Genomic DNA, 18,202 nt, shown 5'->3' with positions numbered 1-18,202 from the left:
GCGGGCCGCGGAGAGGCTCCAGAACGAACTTCAGCGATTCACGTGCGCCATGCTTGCCGCGGCATAGCGGGCGCCCGCCACCGCCCCGGCCGGGAACACCGCGTCGATGGCGGCGAGTTCCTGCTTCGACAACACCACGTCCAGCGCGCCCAGGTTCTCGTCCAGCCGCGAGCGCTTCTTGGTGCCGGGGATCGCCAGCACGTCGTCGCCCTGCGCCAGCACCCAGGCCAGCGCCAGCTGCGCGGGCGAGCAGCCCTTGTCGGCAGCGAGGGCCTTCACCTCGTCCACCAGCGCGAGGTTGCGTGCGAAGTTCCCGCCCTGGAAGCGCGGGCTGGAACGGCGGTAGTCGTCGGCCTCGAAATCCTCCGGCGAACGGATCGCGCCGGTGAGGAAGCCGCGGCCCAGCGGCGAGTAGGCGACGAAGGCGATGCCCAGCCGGCGGCAGGCGTCGAGCACGCCGTTGCTTTCGGGGTCGCGCGTCCACAGCGAGAACTCGCTCTGCAGCGCGGCGATCGGATGCACCTTGCTGGCGCGCTCCAGCGTGGCGGCGGAAGCCTCGGAAAGGCCGAGGTGGCGCACCTTGCCGGCCTGCACCAGCTCGGCCATCGCGCCCACGGTTTCCTCGATCGGCACCGCCGGATCCACGCGGTGCTGGTAGTACAGGTCGATGGTCTCGATGCCGAGGCGCTTCAGGCTGCCTTCGCAGGCGGCGCGCACATACTCCGGGCGGCCGTCGACGCCACGCGCGGCCGGATTGGCCGGGTCGCGCACGATGCCGAACTTGGTGGCGATGAAGGCCTGCTCGCGGCGTCCCCTGATCGCCTTGCCCACCAGTGCCTCGTTGGTGTGCGGGCCGTACATGTCGGCGGTGTCGAGCAGGGTCACGCCGCGATCCAGCGCGCGATGGATGGTGGCGATGGATTCGGCGTCGTCGCGGTCGCCGTAGAAATCGCTCATGCCCATGCAGCCGAGGCCGAGGGCGGAGACTTGCGGGCCGTTCCTGCCAAGCGTGCGGGTTTGCATGCGGGTGCTCCTGGGTGCGGGTGATGGGGAAGTGGCGCCATGCTGCGCCGTGGTCGTTGCGGGATAAATACCCAATAATCGTCATCACCATTCCATCGGCAACAACAATCCATGGATCGCCTGGACACCATGCGGCTGTACGCGCGTATCGTCGAGCTGGGCAGCTTCACCGCCGCCGCCAACGACCTCGGCCTGCCGCGCGCCACCGTCACCCACGCCATCAAAAAGCTGGAGGCGCGGCTGGGCGCGCAGTTGCTGCAGCGGACCACGCGCTCCCAGCGCGTCACCCGCGACGGGCAGGCCTATTACACGCACTGCGTGCGCCTGCTGGCCGACCTGGACGAAGTGGAAGCCGACTTCCGCGAGGCCGCGTTGAAACCGCAGGGCCGCCTGCGCATCGACCTGCCTGCCACGCTGGCGCGACAGCTGGTGATTCCCGCCCTGCCCGGGTTCTGCGCGCGTTTCCCGCAACTCGAACTCGACATCGGCACCAGCGACCGCTTCGTGGACCTGCTGCGCGAGGGTGTGGATTGCGTGCTGCGCGTGGGCGAGTTGCCGGACTCCGGCCTGGTGGGGCGGCGCGTGGCCACGCTGGCGCAGGCCACCGTGGCCAGCCCCGGCTACCTGCGCCGCCACGGCAGGCCCTCCCAGCTCGCCGACCTGCAGCAGGGCCACCTGGCGGTGAACTGGGCCTCGCCCACCACGCGGCGCCTTGAGCCTTCGCTGGAGTTCGTGCTGAATCGCCGTCGCCGCGAAGTGCACCTGCCTTCGCGCGTCACGGTCAGCGGCGTGGATGCCTATCTCGCCTGCTGCGAGGCCGGGCTGGGCATCGCGCAATTCACGCGCTATCGCATCGCCGATGCGCTGGCCGCGGGCACGTTGCGCGAGATCCTGCCCGACCTGCCGCCGCCGGCCTTGTCGGTCCACGTGCTGTACGCGCAGCAGCGGCAGATGCCGGCGCGCCTGCGCGTGTTCGTGGACTGGCTGGTGGAGCTGATCGGCAAGCAGGATCGAGGCGCGTAGGAGCGCAACACGTGTCGGGCGGTCACGAGGTGCGCGGCAGGATCGGCCTCGGCGGGTGGGTGCCCATCGTCTCGCTGCTCAGCGGCGCGCCGGCGGCGATCAGCGCCGCGCGCTGCTCGGCCATCGGCAGGCGCAGCATGCAGTCTTCGTAGCGGGCCAGCTTCTGCATGACGGGCAGCGCCTGCACGCGCCCCACCAGAGCAGCGGTGCGCGGCCAGCGCGTGGCGTCGATGGCGTAGCGTGCGAAGAAGGCGGTGCGGAAATAGCAGGCGATGCTGATGTCGGCGATGGAGAGCGCGCCGAAGACGAAGCCGTCCTCCGGCAGCTGGGTCTCCAGGTAGTCGATGGCGGCGGGGATCTCCACTTCCAGTGCCTGCGTCACCACGCCCTCGTCGGGCGGCTCGTTGAACACACGGCGGCGGATCGAGCGCTGGTAGAACAGGCGCCAGATCAGGCCGTCGGCCAGCCGCGTGTCGGCGTATTCCTCCAGCCAGCGGGCGCGGGCACGCTCGGCGATGTCGTGCGGGAAGACCGACGGCGTGGGGTATCGGTCCTCCAGGTACTGGCAGATCACCGAGGAGTCGTTCACCACCAGGCCGTCGTCGACCAGCACCGGCACGCGCCTGAGCGGGCTGATGCGCGCGAAGGCCTCGTTGCCCATGAACGGCGGCATCGGGTCGATCTCGTAGTCCAGTTCCTTCAGTTCCAGGCACGCCAGCACCTTGCGCACATAGGGCGAGAGGTAGCTGCCGACCACCTTGATGCGAACCATCGCGGCACTCCGCTGGAGGGAACCCGGACAGCGTGCGCGAATGGCGGCGCCGGCGTCAATCGCCTGCCGGGGCATGGGTGCCTGCTGCCGCCGGCTTCGCCTGCGGCCGTGTCAACCGACTTCGTCCGTCGCCGTTGCATTCGGGTTGCGGCGCCATCGCTTGGCGATCCGGCTTCGTGATTTTTTGCGACAAGAGCGGCAGCAACATGCGAATAGCCGCGACAGCGCGTGGCGCTGCGAACGAAGGGGGCGTGGTAAATGGGCGAGAGGGGAGCCGATCCAGCGTGACGGCTTCACGATGGCCGCATTCCGTCCGGTACAACCGCGAACGACCGCCGGGCGGTGATGCGCGCGCTGCTTCCCTCTCCACTTCACTGTCATCTTGCAGAGAGGGGAGATTTCCATGATCAGCTCGATTTCGAACGGGACAGGATCCAGCCGCGGCACCTCGCGCCTTGGGCGGGGCGCATGCATGCTTTCGCTCGCCGTGGCCATGGCGCTGGGCGTGGCCACGACGGCGTGGGCCGGGGAATTCATGACGCATCACGTGCGCGATGCGGTGCGCCAGGGAACGGCGAAGCAGGTGGGCGACCTGCCCACCAACCAGTTGATGAGCCTCGATGTCGTGTTGCCCGTGGGCGACCAGGCGGGCCTCGACCGGTTCGTGGCCAGCGTGACCGACCCCACCAGCATCGGCTATCGCGACTACCTCACGCCGACGCAATTCACCGCGCTGTACGGACCCAGCCAGCACGACTACGACGCCGTCGTGCAGTACCTGGTCAGGAACGGCTTCGCGATCACCGGCGGCAGCCGCGATGGCATGGACGTGCAGGTCGTCGGCCCGGTGTCCGCGGTGGAGGCGGCCTTCAACGTGAGGATGCACACCTACCAGCATCCCACCGAGAACCGCGTCTTCTACAGCCCCGACCGCGAGCCCACCACTTCGCTGGCCATCCCGCTCTGGCACGTCTCGGGTCTGAACAATTATTCGATCCCGCACCCCATGCTGGAGAAGAAGAGCGACTACGCGCGTGCGCACGGCATCTCACCCGACGCGGTGGTGACGCATGCCACGACCGGCTCGGGTCCCTCGGCCTCGTTCCTGGGCAGCGACATGCGCGCGGCCTACTACGGCGGCAGCGCGCTGACCGGTGCCGGCCAGAACCTGGGCCTGTTCGAGTTCGAAGGCACCGACCTGGCCGACCTGACCACGTACTACAAGAACGTGGGACAGACCAACAGCGTGCCGGTCACGCTGCTGTCGACGGATGGCACCAGCACGGCCTGCGTCGACTCCAAGGCGGGCGGCAGTTGCGACGACACCGAGCAGACGCTGGACATGACGCAGGCGCTCGGCATGGCGCCTGGACTGGCCAGCCTGACGGTGTACGTCGGTTCCACCGACACCGCCATCCTCAGCTCCATGACCACGCACAGCCCGCTGCCGACGACCATCGGCTGCTCGTGGGGCTGGACGCCGGCCGACCCGAGCACGTTGAATCCGTATTGGGAAAAGATGGCCGCACAGGGCCAGAGCTTCTTCGCCGCCTCCGGCGACAGCTCGACCTGGTCGAGGCGCAACGAGGCATGGCCGGCCGATGCCGCCTACGTCATCGGCGTCGGCGGCACCGACCTCACCACCGCCTCGGCGGCCGGGGCCTGGAAGTCGGAGACGGCGTGGGTCGACAGCGGTGGCGGCATCTCGCCGGACAAGATCGCCATTCCCTCGTGGCAGGCGGCTTCCGGCGTGATCAACAGCAGCAACAAGGGCTCGACCACCTATCGCAACGGTCCGGACGTGGCGGCGAATGCCAACTTCACCTTCTACGTGTGCGCGGACCAGACCACCTGCACCGCCAACGAGTACGGCGGCACCAGCTTCGCCGCGCCGATGTGGGCGGCCTTCGCCGCGCTGGCCAACCAGCAGGCCACGGCCAGCGGCGGCGCCACGGTCGGCTTCTTCGATCCGACGATCTATGCGCAGAACGAATCGGGCGGCAAGTTGACCAGCGCCTTCACCGCCGATTTCCACGACATCACCAGCGGCAAGTCCGGCACTTACTCGGCGGTGACGGGTTACGACCTGGTCACCGGCTGGGGCAGCCCGAAGGCGGCGCTGATTTCGGCGTTGGTTCCGTAGTCGCGGCAGGCCGCATTCCCGGAGCGCATCCGGGAATAGGCAGCAGGGCCCGGGGGCGACCCCGGGCCTTTTCGTGACCTCAGGCCAGCGCCGGCACGGCCGTCGGCGAACCGTTGGAATCCAGCGCGATCATCACGAAGCGCCCCGTGGTGCATACCCGGCGGTCGCCGGTGAGCGGGTCCTCGGCGGTCATCTCCACCTCCACCTGCATCGAGCTTCGTCCGGTGCCCGTGATGCGCGCCACCAGTTCCACCAGCTGGCCCTTGCGCACCGGCACACGGAAGTTCACCTCCTCCGAGCGCGCGGTGACCACGATGCGCCGCGCGTGCCGCGAGGCCACGATGAAGGCGGCCTTGTCCATCCATGCCAGCGCCTGGCCGCCGAACAGCGTGCCGAGGTGGTTGGTGTGGTCGGGGAAAACCATTTCCAGCAAGCGGGCTTCGGGCAGGGCGGCGGGCATCGAGGGTTCCGTGGCGCATGGAGAGCCCGCCATTCTGCCGCAGCGGGAGCCGGTGCATGCTCCCGGGCCTCCGTTCCGCGATCGGGGCGTTTGTTCTTGCGGTCCCGCTCAACCTTTGGCAGGGGTGCGCCCGCGCGCAAGGCATTAGCATCGGGCGTTGATGCGCTCGCGTTGCGGGCGCCGGTTTCGTTCCCTCGAGGGGTGGAAAGAAGATGAGTTCGACTATCGGCAAGACGCGCCTCGCCGGCGCGCTGGCAGTGGCATTGTTGGTGGGCAGCACCGGCGCGATGGCGCAAACGCGCACGCTCACCGCGCAGGACTACGCGCAGGCAGAGCGATTCATGATCTACAACACCCTGCCGCTGGTCGATCACGACGTGCAGCGCGTGAAATGGCTGGACGACACCCACTTCTGGTACGTCGACCACGACGCCAGCGGCGACCGCGTGATGGAAATGGACACCGCCACCGGCAAGGCCGCCCCGGCCTTTGACCAGGCCAGGTTTGCCGCCGCGCTGGGTAAGGCCACCGGCAAGCCGATGCCGGCGAACAAGGTGCCGCTGTTCGGCTTCGACTTCAGCGTGCAAAAGGACGGCCGCTACGACATCGACCTGATGGGCAAACACTACGTTTGCGACCTCAATGGCGCGGGCGACTGCACGGCCAAGGCCGCGGTGAAGACCGGCAACGAGCCCGGCATCGTTTCGCCCGACAAGACGAAAGAAGCCTTCATCCGCGACTGGAACCTGTGGGTGCGCGACCTCGCCACCGGCAAGGAAACCCAGCTCACCACCGATGGCGTGAAGGACTTCGGCTACGCCACCGACAACGCCGGCTGGATCCACACCGACCGCGCCGTGCTCAACTGGTCGCCCGACTCGAAGAAGATCGCCACCTACCAGCAGGACCAGCGTGGCGTGGGCGAGATGTACACCGTGCGCACCAAGGTCGGCCATCCCGAACTGGACGCGTGGAAGTACCCGCTGCCCGGCGACGACAAGGTGTTCATGATCGAGCCGGTGGTGGTCGACGTGGCCTCGCACCAGGTGGTGCGCCTGCAGCTGCCGCCGCAGCAGCGCCTGTCCAGCCTGTGCGACGACATCAGCTGCAGCAGCGACGGCCACTGGGACGACCTGCAGTGGGCACCCGACGGCAAGACCTTCGCGATGGTCAACAGCTCGCGCGACCGCCAGCAGGTTTGGTACCGCGTGGCCAACGCCGATACCGGCGCCGTGCGCACCGCCTTCGACGAGAAGGTGGACACCTATTACGAAAGCGGCATGGACCACGCCAACTGGCGCTACCTGCCGGATGCGCACGAGGCCATCTGGCCGTCCGAACGCAACAACTGGCAGAACCTCTACCTGTACGACACCGGCACCGGCAAGGAACTGCACCCGATCACTACCGGCGACGGCAACGTCATCGACGTGCTGCACCTCGACCGCAAGTCGCGCGAGCTGTGGTTCATCGGCACCGGCCGCGTGGCGGGCGTGGACCCGTATTTCAAGCAGTTCTGGAAGGTGGGCGTGGACGGCGGCAAGCCCGTGCTGCTCACGCCGGAAAACGCCGACCACACCATCAGCATGTCGCCCGACGGCAAGACCTTCGTGGATAGTTATTCCACGGTCGACACGGCGCCGGTCACCGTGCTGCGCTCCAGCGACGACGGCCACGTCATCGCCACCGTCGCCAGGGCCGACCTCACACGTCTCAAGGCTGCCGGCTGGGTGGCGCCGATCCCGTTCACCGTGAAGGCGCGCGACGGCAAGACCGAGCTGTACGGCCAGATGTTCAAGCCCAGCCACTTCGATCCGAACAAGAAGTACCCGGTCATCGACTACGTCTATCCCGGCCCGCAGACCGGCTCGGTGCGCACCCGCAGCTTCCTGCCGGCGCAGGGCGACAACCAGGCGCTGGCCGAACTCGGCTTCATCGTGATCGCGCTCGACGGCATGGGCACGCCGTGGCGCTCGGCCAGCTTCCACCACACCTGGTACGGCCAGATGGGCGACAACACGCTGCCCGACCAGGTCAAGGGCATCCAGGAACTGGCGCAGCGCTACCCGTGGATCGACATCAACCGCGTCGGCATCTGGGGCCACTCCGGCGGCGGCAACACCACCGCCGACGCGATGTTCCGCTACCCCGACTTCTTCAAGGTCGGCTGGGCCGAGAGCGGCAACCACGACAACCGCAACTACGAGAACGACTGGGGCGAGAAGTACCAGGGCCTGCTGACCACCAACAAGGACGGCAGCACCAGCTACGACAACCAGGCCAACCAGCTGATGGCGAAGAACCTCAAGGGCCGCCTGATGCTGGTGCACGGCACGATCGACGACAACGTGCCGCTGGGCGAGACCATGCTGGTGGCCGATGCGCTGATCAAGGCCAACAAGGACTTCGACATGCTGATCATCCCCAACGTCCACCACGGCTACGCCGCCGCCACGCCGTACGCCACGCGCCGCCGCTGGGACTACTTCGTGCAGTACCTCGCCGGCGACACGCCGCCGAAGGAGTACGAGCTGAAGAAGTGGCCGTGGTTCTGATCGCAGACCGTTGAATGACGCAGCAAAAGGCCAGGGTGCGAACCCTGGCCTTTCTGTTTCCCGGGTGCAGTGCTTCAGTGCACGTTGACGGGCTTGGCCAGGCCTTTGGCGAGGGCGTCGTCGATCAACGCCGACTTGCGTCGTTCGACTTCGGATTCCGCTGTCTGTCGTTGCTTCTGCATGGCTTCGATCTGAGGTTGCAGCGCCCCAAGTTCATGCTTGAGATCGGCCAGGCGCACGGTGATCTGCTGCTGCTGTTGATCCAGATCGGCAAGCCGTTGTCTGGATTCAGGTGCGTCTGGGGTGGCCAGCAATTTCTCGCGCTGCGCCTGCACGCTGTCTTGCCAGGCCTGCAGACCCTGCATCGGGCCCTTGATGGACCATTGCTTCCCTTCGAAGCTTCCGGCATTACGCCAATAGTCTTCGAGTGGCGCCGGCATGTCGCGGGCGCGCTGGATCATGGCGCGGTCGTGAACCACGTAAGCTTGCCCGCCACGTCGCAGCCAAAGCAGCGGTTCGTCCGACTTTACGCGTATGCGCTTGGCAGCTGCCTCATCGGTGGTGGTGCCATTGATGATGACGGTGTCGCCGTCGAATAGTGCCAGGCCTTCGCGCGCATCGGAGTGGATGTCGATTTCCACATTGTGTGCACCAAAACCTGCAGGGGGCACCGGTAGAGGCGGGGGCGGCGGGGGCGGCGGCGCGATGCGCGGAGGAGGCGGTGCATCGGGCATTTGCGCAGGGGGTGCCGGCGGCGGTGGCGGCAGTGCAATGGAACTGGTTGGTGCCGGTACGGCGGCGCGAGCAGCCTGGTCGCCCGCCACCACGCGATACGGCAGCACGCCGACCAGCGCGACGAGCGCGACGAGCAGCCAGCCACGCGCGCGCGGCATGGCGGTGGTGGTCTGTTGCAGCATGGTCAGTCGCCTTTTCAGGTTGTGGAAGGTGGGGGAGGCGCCGGCCAGCGCGGCGTGCGTCGGATGGGCTACGCCGAGGCGCAGCAACAGGCGGCCGTAGTCCTGTGGCGCGACGCGCTGCTGTTCGACGGCCAGCGCGTCGCAGGCGGCTTCGCGGTTGATCGCGTATTCGCGCATCGCCCAGCGCAGCAGCGGGTGGAAGAAGAACAGCCGCGCCGCCAGCGCGGGAACCCAGCCGAACAGCAGGTCGCCGCGTTTCAGGTGCGCGAGCTCATGGGCCAGCGCCAGTGCGGCCTCGTCCTCGTCCAGTGCGTCGCGTGCCGGCCACAGCACTACCGGTCGCCAGCCGCCGCTGACTTGCGGCGAGGCGATCTCGGGCGAAGCAAGCACGCTGGGCGCGCGACGCAAGCCCAGCGTGTGCGCTTGCCGCGCGCAACGCATCTGCAGGCCGGCATCCGTCGTCGCCGATGCATTCCGGCGCAGGCGACGCGCAATCCGATACGCGCGCAGCAAGGCGGGCAACTGCGCCAGCAACAGGAGCAGCCACGCGCCAATCAGGGTCGTGCGCCAATGGCTGGAGAGCCAACCCGGCGGGGTGTCCCGGCTTGTGCCGGCCGCGGTTGGCATCGTGATATGCACGGCCATGCGGTGCACGGCGGCATGATCGATATCCGTGGCGGTCTGCACGACGGCGATGGGCGCTTCGGCAACCGCCGGTGGCGCCAGCAACGGCAGGCGGATCGGTGCCTGCCAGCACAACCCCAGCACCACCTGCAGGCCGACCAGCCACCACAACGCGCAGCGCGCGGCGGCGGGCAGGCGCGGCAGGGCGCGGATGAGCAGCGCCACCGCCACGACCAGCACGGCAGCCTGCAGCGAAGTCCAGGCCAGGCGTTCCAGCAGGGTGGAGGCCAGATGATCGAGCGTCGTCATCTCACTTCTCCTTGCGCGTGCCCTTGAGTTGTTTCACCAGTGCCTGCAGCTCGGCCAGTTCGTCGTCGCTGACCTCGCCGCGTTCGGCCATCCACGCCACGAAGGGCGAGACCGAGCCGCGCAGCGTGTTCTGCACGAAGCTGCCCACCGCGCTGCGCATCGCCTCGCCCGGGCCGGTCGCCGTGCTGTAGCGGTATACGCCCTGCGCCTGCCTGCGCTTGAGGTAACCCTTGGCGCGCAGCCGTTCCATCATCGTCAGAACGGTGGAGCGGGCGAGGCCCTGCGCTTCGCCGAAACCGCCCGCCACTTCGCCCACCGAGGCGGGCTCGTGCGCGGCGAGGTAGCGCAGCAGGGCGAGTTCCTGGTCGCCGATGGAGGGTCGTGGCATGGGGCGGCTCCGCTTGACTACACGTGTCGTTACGCTACGCCTTGGCGACACGTGTAGTCAAGCGGTGGCCGGCCGGCGGTCAGAGAACCGTGGCGGCGTCCACGATGAAGTGCGCGATGATGTTGACCCACAGGTTGCGGCGCCACAGGTAGAGCAGCGAGAAGGCCAGTCCGCCGACGGCGACGATCAGCTCATGGCTCCAGCCCCAGTACGTCACGTGGTCGACCGTGAATACGGCAAGGGACAGCATGGTCGCGACGGCGCGGCTCCCGGTCAGTTCTTCGATGCGCCCCATTGCATACCCGCGGAACAGCAGTTCCTCCGCCACCGCCGCGCGCACCGTGGAAATGAAGCGCCACCACCACGGCGTGGCCATCAGGGCGCCGCCGTTGGCCGTGGCGACTGCCGAATCGTCGAGATGGAGTGCGGGCAGGATGAGGAAATACATGGCTGCGAATACCGCCAGCACGACTGCGCCGGCGAGCACGCCGATGACGCTGTTGGCGATGCCCGGCGGGCGGAAGCCGACCGACGACAAGGGCCGCCGCTCGACCCGTCGCACGTAGAGCAGCATCACGGCGACATAAGTCCACCAGATCGCCTCGTTGCCGAGCAGGTGCCCGATGCCGGCGAATTCATGGTCCCAGATGCCGAAGGGCAGGCTGACCACGCCCAGGGCGAGCAGCAGGCCGACAAGGCTGGTGAGCCATTGGCGCGTCCGGATTGCCTTCAGGTGATCGAACAAGCCGCGCATGGATGCCTCGTTTGGCGGGTCAGGTGTCGGCCCGGAATGCACGGGCATCGCCGACGATGCGGATGAAACGGTCGAGCGCCTGCGTCGTCCGCTTGCGGTCGCCGGTGCCCATGAGTTCGAGGAAAAGGCCGTCGAAGACGGCGCCGCACAGCGTGGCGAAGGCAGGGTCGCGCCGCGGTGCCGGGATTATCGAGAGGATCAGGTCCGACCAGTTCAGGGCGTTGCGCTGCAGATACTGCGCGTACGCCTCCGGATTCTGGATGGCGAGTATCTGCAATTCGTAGAGCAGCTTGAAATAGGGGTAGTTCGCATCGGCGATCGCCCAGTGCCAGAGCAGCTTGAGCGGCGGTTGCGGCTGCTTGCCGCCGGCCTGCGGCTCCAGCAGGCGCGCGAAGGACTGCCGGAGCCGGGCCTGCATGGCCTCGAGGATCTCGGTGAGCAGGCCTTCCTTCGATTCGAAGTGGTAGATGAGCAGGCGTGCGCTGGTGCCGGTGGCCGCGGCCAGCGGACGCAGCGAAAGGTCGGCCAGCCCGTGTTCGAGCAGGTAGGCGACGATGGAGTCGACCAGCGCTTCTTTTCGCGTCATCATGTAACGGACGTTACATGTAACGTCCGTTACAGGTCAAGCGGGCGTTGCCTTTCAGAACGCCATGTCGAACGCGACTTCGCCCTGCACGCCGACCTGGTACGCCGACACGCGGCGCTCGAAGAAGTTGGTGACTTCCTGCACGTCCTGCAGGTCCATGAAGTCGAACGGGTTCTTCGCGCCGTATTTCTTCGGCAGGTCGAGCTGGGCCAGGCGCTGGTCCGCGCAGTATTCGAGGTACTGGCGCATGTCCTTCGCCGAGAGGCCGGCCACGCCGCCGGAGAGCACGTCTTCGGCGAATTGCGTCTCGCAGGCGATGGCGTCTTCCAGCATTTCCTCGATCTGCGTGCGCATGCCGTCGTCGAACAGGTCCGGCTCTTCCGCGCGCACCGTGCGAACCACGTCGAACGCAAACGCCATGTGGCAGCTCTCGTCGCGGAATACCCAGTTGGTGCCCGAGGCCAGCCCGTGCAGCAGGCCGCGCGAGCGCAGGAAGTACACGTAGGCGAACGCGGCGAAGAAGAACAGGCCTTCGATGCAGGCGGCGAAGCAGATCAGGTTGAGCAGGAACTGGCGGCGCTGTTCGCGCGTCTGCAGCCTTTGCAGGTCCTGGATGGAGTCGATCCACTTGAAGCAGAACTCGCCCTTCTGGCGGATCGACGGGATGTTCTCGATGGCGGCAAAGGCCTTGTTGCGTTCGCCCGGATCGGGAATGTAGGTGTCCAGCAAGGTCAGGTAGAACTGCACGTGCAGTGCTTCCTCGTACAGCTGGCGCGACAGGTACATGCGCGCTTCCGGCGCATTGATGTGCTGGTACAGGTTCAGCACCAGGTTGTTCGCCACGATGGTGTCGCCGGTGGCGAAGAACGCGATCAGGCGGTGGATCAGGTGGCGGTCGGCCTCGCTCATCTTCGAGCGCAGGTCGGTGGTGTCCAGCGAGAAATCCACCTCGTCCACGGTCCAGGTGTTCTTGATCGCGTTGCGGTACATCTCGTAGAACTCGGGATAGCGCATCGGGCGCAAGGTGAGTTCGAAGCCCGGATCGAGGATGTGCTGGGTGCGTTCGGGTTGGGCGGACATGGGCGTTCCTTGATGAAGCGTTGGATGAACATCCCTTCTCCCTTCGGGAGAAGGTGCCCCGTAGGGGCGGATGAGGGTCCGGGCGAAGCGCGTCGATGAATTTGATCGCAAGGTCCGTCCGCGCGCTCTGCCCGAACCCTTACCCTCAACCCCTCTCCCGGTGGGAGAGGGGCTGCGAGCGGATTACTGGCAAGCCTCGCAATACTCAGGGTTCTCCAGCGAGCAGAACACCGCCGCCGTTGCCTGTTCCTGGTCGCTGGTGACCGCGGGCTTCGCCATCGCCGCGGCCGACACCGTGGTCTTGGCAATCTTGGTCGCCGGGCGCGAGCGCAGGTAGTACGTGGTCTTGATGCCGGACTTCCACGCGTACATGTACATGGAAGAGAGCTGGCCTATGTTCGGGTTCTCCATGAACAGGTTCAGCGACTGGCTCTGGTCGATGTACGCGCCGCGCGCGGCGCCGAGGTCGATCAGCGCCTTCTGCGGCAGTTCCCACACCGTGCGGTAGATCGCGCGCAGGCGTTCCGGGATCGCGCTGATGCCCTGGATCGAGCCTTCCGCCAGTTTGATCGCATCGCGCACTTCCGGCGTCCACAGGCCCAGCGTCTTCAGCTCGTCGGCGAGATAGCGGTTCACCACGAGGAAGTCGCCGGATAGCGTCTCGCGCTTGAACAGGTTGCTCACCTGCGGCTCGATGCACTCGTAGCAGCCGGCGATCGAGGCGATGGTGGCGGTCGGCGCGATCGCGATCAGCAGCGAGTTGCGCAAGCCCTTGGCCTTGATAGCCTCGCGCAGCGCGTCCCAGCGTGCAGAGTCGTTTGGCGTGGCGTTGGTCCAGTAGTCGAACTGCAGCTCACCGTTGGCCGCGCGGCTTTCGGCGAAGCCCGGATGCGCGCCGTGCTCCATCGCCAGCTCGTTCGACTGCGACAGCGCGTTGTAATAGATCTCCTCGGCGATGCGCGTGGACAGCTCCAGCGCTTCGACCGAATCGAACGGCAGGCGCAGCTTGAAGAACACGTCCTGCAGGCCCATCACGCCCAGGCCGACCGGACGCCACTTGCTGTTCGCCGTCCTGGCGGTGTCGATCGGGTAGAAGTTGAGGTCGATCACGCGGTCGAGCTGGCGCACCGCGGTGCGCACGGTGGCGGCGAGCTTGTCGAAGTCGAAGCGGCCGTCGACCACGTGGCGCGAGAGGTTGACCGAGCCGAGGTTGCACACCGCGGTCTCGCCGGCGTTGGTGACCTCGAGGATCTCGGTGCACAGGTTCGACAGGTGGATGACGTTTTCCGCCTTGGCTGTCTGGTTACTGGTGGCGTTGCTGCGGTCCTTGAAGGTCATCCAGCCGTTGCCGGTCTGCGCCAGCGTGCGCAGCATGCGCGCGTACAGCTCGCGTGCCTTCACTTTCTTCACGGCGAGGCCGGCGGCCTCCGCTTCTCGGTAGGCCTGCTCGAACGCCTCGCCCCAGCTGTCCACGAAGTGCGGCACCACCTTTGGGTCGAACAGCGACCATTCGCCGTCGCCCTCCACGCGGCGCATGAATTCGTCCGGGATCCAGTTGGCCAGGTTGAGGTTGTGCGTGCGGCGGGCGTCGTCGCCGGTGTTGTCACGCAGTTCGAGGAATTCCTCGATGTCGCCGTGCCACGGTTCCAGGTACACGCAGGCCGCGCCCTTGCGCTTGCCGCCCTGGTTCACCGCCGCGACCGAGGCGTCCAGCGTCTTCAGCCATGGCACCAGGCCGTTGGAGTGGCCGTTGGTGCCCTTGATCAACGAGCCGCGCGAACGCACGCGCGAGTAGGCCAGGCCGATGCCGCCGGCGAACTTGCTGAGCTTGGCCACGTCGCCGTACTTCTCGTAGATCGATTCCAGCGAATCGGCCGGCGAGTCGAGCAGGAAACAGGAGCTGAGCTGTTCGTGCGCGGTGCCGGCGTTGAACAGCGTGGGCGAACTGGCGATGTATTCCAGCGAGGAGAGCAGGCGGTACAGCTCAAGCGTTTCACCGATCTCGCTGCCGCCCAGCGCGCAGGCGATGCGCATGAAGAAGTGCTGCGGCGTCTCGATCACCAGGCGCTTCTGCGGATGGCGCAGCAGGTAGCGGTCGTACACCGTGCGCAGGCCGAAGTATTCGAAGCGGCGCGTGGCGAGCGGGTCGATGGCGTCGTTGAGCTTGCGCGCGTTGGTGGCGACGAAATCGCGCAGGCGTTCGTTGAGGATACCCAGCTCGGCGCCGCGCGCGATGGACTGCGAGAAGCTCTGGATTTCCTGGCCGCTCACTTCCTTGTCGATGAAGGCGCCCAGCAGGCGTGCGGCGAGCTGGCCGTATTCGGGCTCTTCCGCGGTGAGCGCGGCGGCGGTGCGGATCGAAAGCTGGTCCAGTTCCTGCGTGGTGGCGCCGTCGTACAGGCCGCCGATGGTCTTCAGTGCCACGCGCAGCGGATCGACGCCGTGCAGGCCTTCGCTGCTGCGGGTCACGGCGCGCACGATCTTGTTCACGTCCACCACTTCCTGGCGGCCGTTGCGCTTGGTCACGCGCATCTGGCCGGGGTTGTGCGGCGGGGTGAGGGCGAAGGCTTCGCCGGTGGAGGCCGGTACTTCGGCGGAAAGCGGGGACGACTCCGCGCGCGCAGCGGGAAGCTCGCGGGTATCGGTATCGAGAGGCTGCATGTCGGTGGCTCCAGGCCGTGGCGATCAACCGCCTGCTCCCGCGCGCAGGGCTGATGCAGTGGTTGCCCGCGGACGGTCGCCCATCGGGCGCAAGGGCCCGACGATCCGACGCGCCTCCCCGCGGAAGCCGCCACCACCCGGCATGGCGCTATGGCCATGCCGCGTCGGCAGGTCTTCGGACTCGTGGACGTGGGCCTGTGCCCGCCTACTGGTCTCCGCTTCCCGATCGCTGTGGATCAGTGCGCTATCGAGACGTTCGTTTCCACTTACCGCTGCGGGGCAGTTCCGGATTCGCACCGGATTCCCTTTTGAGCCCGGCCGACGATCGCGTCTGGCAGGGCACCGACCGGCACAACATATCGGGCAAAATCGGCCGGGTCAACCCAATAAGTTGTGGACAAGTCTTAGAGCGCGTCCTGATCCAGTTCGCCGGTGCGGATGCGGATCACCTGTTCCAGCGGGCTCACGAAGATCTTGCCGTCGCCGATCTTGCCGGTGCGGGCGGAGTTCTGGATCGCTTCCAGCACGCGGTCGAGCTGGTCGTCGGCCACCGCCGCCTCCAGCTTGATCTTGGGCAGGAAATCGACCACGTACTCGGCACCGCGATAAAGCTCGGTATGGCCTTTCTGGCGGCCGAACCCCTTCACCTCGGTCACCGTGATGCCCTGCACGCCGACCTCGGCCAGTGCCTCGCGCACGTCGTCGAGCTTGAATGGCTTGATGATCGCCACGACCAGCTTCATGGGGATTCCTCGGGCAGGAGCATCGCGACGCGACGCGGACAGGCATTTTGCCTCCGCAGCTTGCCGCTGTCGCCTGGGGGATACCATGTAGGACAATTCCTACACCAAATAACGGAATCCGCCGATGGTGCGCCCACCTTTCGTTCATGGAAACTCTCTTTCGACAAGTTCGAGGCGCCGTCCATGATGGATAGGCTGGATATCGATCAGCTGGCACGACGCCTGGCATCATTGGTTCCGCCCGGAGTGGCACAGGCGCAGCAGGATCTGCGAACCAATTTCCACGATGTCCTGGCACAGGGATTGCGCCGCCTCGACCTGGTCACCCGCGAAGAGTTCGATGTCCAGAGCCAGGTGCTTGCACGCACCCGCGCCAAGGTCGAGGAACTGGAGCGGCGCGTGGCCGAACTCGAGGCCGCCGTCGCCGCCCGCGGGGACTAGCCTCCCGGGAGCCGCCCCCGATTCGTCACCCTCACCCCGAGTTTTGCGATCGGGGGCGGTTATTTACGACTGACGCTGCACATGGAGTGTTCGATGCGGGTGCGTGACCGCGGCTTCCAGGCGAGCCGGCCGATGGCTCGACTCGTGGGCCGGCACGCGTTTCGGCAAGGAACGGCCGCATGAGCCTCGCCGTCACCCTCAGTCGCGCGCAGGAGGGCATCGCTGCGCCGCAGGTGATGGTCGAGGTTCATCTCTCCGGTGGCCTGCCGGCCACCAATATCGTGGGCTTGCCCGAGGCCGCCGTGCGCGAGGCCCGTGATCGCGTGCGCGTGGCCATCCAGAACACGGCCTTTGAGTATCCGGGGCGCAAGGTCACCGTGAATCTGGCACCCGCCGAGTTGCCCAAGGATGGTGGCCGCTTCGACCTGCCGATCGCGCTGGGCATCCTCGCCGCCAGCGGACAGGTGCCGCGCGAGAAGCTCGACGATTGCGAATTCCTCGGCGAACTGGCGCTAAGCGGTTCGTTGCGCAGCGTCTCGGGCGTGCTCCCGGCACTGCTGCGCGCACGCGCACGTGGCCGCAAGGTGGTGGTGCCACGGGCGAACGCGGCCGAGGCCGCGCTGGTTTCCGAGGTGGAAGTGCGTGTGGCCGACTCGCTGGCCGAGGTCTGCGGCTGGCTGCGCGGCGCTCAGGACCTGGCGACGCCTACAGGCGTCGACACCGAAGGCGGCATTTACGACGGTCCGGATCTGCGCGACGTGCGCGGCCAGTTGCAGGCACGCCGCGCGCTGGAAATCGCGGCCGTAGGCGGTCATCACCTGCTACTGGTGGGGCCGCCGGGCACCGGCAAGACCATGCTGGCCGAACGCCTGCCAGGCATCCTGCCGCCGCTTTCCGAATCCGAGGCGCTGGAAACCTGCGCGGTGCTGTCGGTGGCTGGCCAGCCCACCGATCCCGCACGCTGGCGACGCCGGCCATTCCGCGCACCGCATCACACCGCCTCGGCGGTGGCGCTGGTGGGCGGCGGTTCGCTGCCGCGACCGGGCGAGATTTCGCTGGCGCACAACGGCGTGTTGTTCCTCGACGAGTTGCCGGAATTCAGCCGGCACGTGCTGGAGGTGTTGCGCGAGCCACTGGAATCCGGCCATATCGTGGTGTCGCGTGCGGCCCGGCAATCCACTTTCCCCGCACAGTTCCAGCTGGTGGCGGCGATGAATCCATGCCCCTGCGGCCATGCCGGCGACACGCGCCGGCGCTGCCAGTGCACGCCGGAGCAGATCCAGCGCTATCGCTCGCGCATTTCCGGGCCGCTGCTGGATCGCATTGACCTCGCGGTCGAGGTGCCGTCGCTGCCGCTGCGTGAAATGGATGCGTCGCGCGGCCCGCACGACGAGGACTCCGCCACGGTGCGCGCCCGCGTGCTCGGTGCGCGGCGTCATGCCCTGATGCGTGCGGGTCGACCGAACGCGGAGATCAACCACCGCGAACTGGAGCGCGACTGCGCCTTGGGCCAGGCCGAGCGTCGCTGGTACGAACAGGCGCTGGAGAAGCTCGGCCTGTCCGCGCGCGCCTACCACCGCGTGTTGCGCGTGGCGCGCACCATCGCCGACATCGACGGTGGCGCCGGCGTGCTCGAGCGCGAACACCTTGCGGAGGCACTGCAGTACCGCCGTTTCTGACTGCCTGCACGCCGGACGTGCAGTCCTGGGGCTCGGGTGGACCG

Annotated in this window: 15 protein-coding genes and 1 riboswitch; of the genes, 5 read left to right on the top strand and 10 right to left on the bottom strand. The window is 67.2% G+C overall.

Features of this window, described 5'->3' with window-relative positions; genetic code table 11:
• Positions 1-30 precede the first annotated feature (30 nt).
• Positions 31-1,023 (bottom strand): aldo/keto reductase, encoded by a 993-nt coding sequence (locus IHE47_RS16460; protein ID WP_192107860.1) that lies wholly within the window; start codon positions 1,021-1,023, stop codon positions 31-33.
• Between the two features lie 111 nt (positions 1,024-1,134).
• Here IHE47_RS16460 and IHE47_RS16455 point away from each other — a divergent pair, with 111 nt between their 5' ends.
• On the top strand, positions 1,135-2,046 hold the full coding sequence (locus IHE47_RS16455; protein WP_192107859.1) for a LysR family transcriptional regulator: 912 nt from the start codon (positions 1,135-1,137) through the stop codon (positions 2,044-2,046).
• A 22-nt stretch (positions 2,047-2,068) separates the two neighbouring features.
• Here the strand turns inward: IHE47_RS16455 and IHE47_RS16450 are convergent, their stop codons facing one another.
• A complete protein-coding gene (locus IHE47_RS16450; protein ID WP_192107857.1) occupies positions 2,069-2,818 on the bottom strand; it encodes a glutathione S-transferase family protein in 750 nt (249 codons plus the stop codon).
• Positions 2,819-3,290: 472 nt separating this feature from the next.
• On the opposite strand from IHE47_RS16450, the gene IHE47_RS16445 reads away from it, so the two are divergent.
• Complete coding sequence (locus IHE47_RS16445) at positions 3,291-4,961, top strand: S53 family serine peptidase (RefSeq protein ID WP_192107855.1); 1,671 nt, start codon at positions 3,291-3,293, stop codon at positions 4,959-4,961.
• 79 nt (positions 4,962-5,040) lie between these two features.
• On the opposite strand, the gene IHE47_RS16440 is transcribed toward IHE47_RS16445, so the two are convergent.
• The gene (locus IHE47_RS16440; RefSeq protein WP_192107853.1) at positions 5,041-5,421 is read right to left on the bottom strand and encodes an acyl-CoA thioesterase; all 381 of its coding nucleotides are present in this window, start codon (positions 5,419-5,421) and stop codon (positions 5,041-5,043) included.
• A gap of 212 nt (positions 5,422-5,633) precedes the next feature.
• On the opposite strand from IHE47_RS16440, the gene IHE47_RS16435 reads away from it, so the two are divergent.
• Entirely contained in the window at positions 5,634-7,976 is a 2,343-nt protein-coding gene (locus tag IHE47_RS16435) for a S9 family peptidase (protein WP_192107851.1), read from the top strand.
• Between the two features lie 74 nt (positions 7,977-8,050).
• On the opposite strand, the gene IHE47_RS16430 is transcribed toward IHE47_RS16435, so the two are convergent.
• The 7 genes from IHE47_RS16430 to glnK form a co-directional block, all read right to left on the bottom strand.
• On the bottom strand, positions 8,051-9,826 hold the full coding sequence (locus IHE47_RS16430; protein ID WP_192107849.1) for a M56 family metallopeptidase: 1,776 nt from the start codon (positions 9,824-9,826) through the stop codon (positions 8,051-8,053).
• Between the two features lies 1 nt (position 9,827).
• A complete protein-coding gene (locus IHE47_RS16425; protein WP_192107847.1) occupies positions 9,828-10,214 on the bottom strand; it encodes a BlaI/MecI/CopY family transcriptional regulator in 387 nt (128 codons plus the stop codon).
• Positions 10,215-10,293: 79 nt separating this feature from the next.
• Complete coding sequence (locus IHE47_RS16420) at positions 10,294-10,968, bottom strand: CPBP family intramembrane glutamic endopeptidase (RefSeq protein ID WP_192107845.1); 675 nt, start codon at positions 10,966-10,968, stop codon at positions 10,294-10,296.
• 19 nt (positions 10,969-10,987) lie between these two features.
• The gene (locus tag IHE47_RS16415; protein WP_192107843.1) at positions 10,988-11,554 is read right to left on the bottom strand and encodes a TetR/AcrR family transcriptional regulator; all 567 of its coding nucleotides are present in this window, start codon (positions 11,552-11,554) and stop codon (positions 10,988-10,990) included.
• Positions 11,555-11,608: 54 nt separating this feature from the next.
• The gene (locus tag IHE47_RS16410; RefSeq protein ID WP_192107841.1) at positions 11,609-12,634 is read right to left on the bottom strand and encodes a ribonucleotide-diphosphate reductase subunit beta; all 1,026 of its coding nucleotides are present in this window, start codon (positions 12,632-12,634) and stop codon (positions 11,609-11,611) included.
• A gap of 183 nt (positions 12,635-12,817) precedes the next feature.
• Complete coding sequence (locus IHE47_RS16405) at positions 12,818-15,295, bottom strand: ribonucleoside-diphosphate reductase subunit alpha (RefSeq protein ID WP_192107839.1); 2,478 nt, start codon at positions 15,293-15,295, stop codon at positions 12,818-12,820.
• A 148-nt stretch (positions 15,296-15,443) separates the two neighbouring features.
• Positions 15,444-15,657: riboswitch (cobalamin riboswitch) on the bottom strand.
• Positions 15,658-15,699: 42 nt separating this feature from the next.
• Positions 15,700-16,038: a P-II family nitrogen regulator gene (glnK, locus tag IHE47_RS16400; RefSeq protein ID WP_192107837.1), complete on the bottom strand. Its 339-nt coding sequence runs from the start codon at positions 16,036-16,038 to the stop codon at positions 15,700-15,702.
• Positions 16,039-16,221: 183 nt separating this feature from the next.
• Here glnK and IHE47_RS16395 point away from each other — a divergent pair, with 183 nt between their 5' ends.
• Positions 16,222-16,479 carry an accessory factor UbiK family protein gene (locus IHE47_RS16395; protein WP_192107832.1) on the top strand — a complete coding sequence of 86 codons (258 nt, stop codon included), beginning with the start codon at positions 16,222-16,224 and terminating at the stop codon, positions 16,477-16,479.
• Between the two features lie 179 nt (positions 16,480-16,658).
• Positions 16,659-18,158 (top strand): YifB family Mg chelatase-like AAA ATPase, encoded by a 1,500-nt coding sequence (locus IHE47_RS16390; RefSeq protein WP_192107830.1) that lies wholly within the window; start codon positions 16,659-16,661, stop codon positions 18,156-18,158.
• Positions 18,159-18,202: the final 44 nt, after the last annotated feature.

Origin of the sequence: Rhodanobacter sp. DHB23, from assembly GCF_014842975.1 — a bacterium.
Classification (GTDB): Bacteria; Pseudomonadota; Gammaproteobacteria; order Xanthomonadales; family Rhodanobacteraceae; genus Rhodanobacter_A.
Note: the sequence above shows the minus strand (reverse complement) of the source record. Positions and strands in the feature narration are given on the sequence as shown.

Bases quoted from the DNA above. Each gene is read 5' to 3' on its own strand.
- glnK (WP_192107837.1), bottom strand. From the start codon at position 16,038: ATGAAGCTGGTCGTGGCGATCATCAAGCCATTCAAGCTCGACGACGTG.
- IHE47_RS16440 (WP_192107853.1), bottom strand. From the start codon at position 5,421: ATGCCCGCCGCCCTGCCCGAAGCCCGCTTGCTGGAAATGGTTTTCCCC.
- IHE47_RS16410 (WP_192107841.1), bottom strand. From the start codon at position 12,634: ATGTCCGCCCAACCCGAACGCACCCAGCACATCCTCGATCCGGGCTTC.
- IHE47_RS16430 (WP_192107849.1), bottom strand. From the start codon at position 9,826: ATGACGACGCTCGATCATCTGGCCTCCACCCTGCTGGAACGCCTGGCC.
- IHE47_RS16395 (WP_192107832.1), top strand. From the start codon at position 16,222: ATGATGGATAGGCTGGATATCGATCAGCTGGCACGACGCCTGGCATCA.
- IHE47_RS16420 (WP_192107845.1), bottom strand. From the start codon at position 10,968: ATGCGCGGCTTGTTCGATCACCTGAAGGCAATCCGGACGCGCCAATGG.
- IHE47_RS16425 (WP_192107847.1), bottom strand. From the start codon at position 10,214: ATGCCACGACCCTCCATCGGCGACCAGGAACTCGCCCTGCTGCGCTAC.
- IHE47_RS16460 (WP_192107860.1), bottom strand. From the start codon at position 1,023: ATGCAAACCCGCACGCTTGGCAGGAACGGCCCGCAAGTCTCCGCCCTC.
- IHE47_RS16455 (WP_192107859.1), top strand. From the start codon at position 1,135: ATGGATCGCCTGGACACCATGCGGCTGTACGCGCGTATCGTCGAGCTG.
- IHE47_RS16405 (WP_192107839.1), bottom strand. From the start codon at position 15,295: ATGCAGCCTCTCGATACCGATACCCGCGAGCTTCCCGCTGCGCGCGCG.
- IHE47_RS16390 (WP_192107830.1), top strand. From the start codon at position 16,659: ATGAGCCTCGCCGTCACCCTCAGTCGCGCGCAGGAGGGCATCGCTGCG.
- IHE47_RS16445 (WP_192107855.1), top strand. From the start codon at position 3,291: ATGCTTTCGCTCGCCGTGGCCATGGCGCTGGGCGTGGCCACGACGGCG.
- IHE47_RS16450 (WP_192107857.1), bottom strand. From the start codon at position 2,818: ATGGTTCGCATCAAGGTGGTCGGCAGCTACCTCTCGCCCTATGTGCGC.
- IHE47_RS16435 (WP_192107851.1), top strand. From the start codon at position 5,634: ATGAGTTCGACTATCGGCAAGACGCGCCTCGCCGGCGCGCTGGCAGTG.
- IHE47_RS16415 (WP_192107843.1), bottom strand. From the start codon at position 11,554: ATGACGCGAAAAGAAGCGCTGGTCGACTCCATCGTCGCCTACCTGCTC.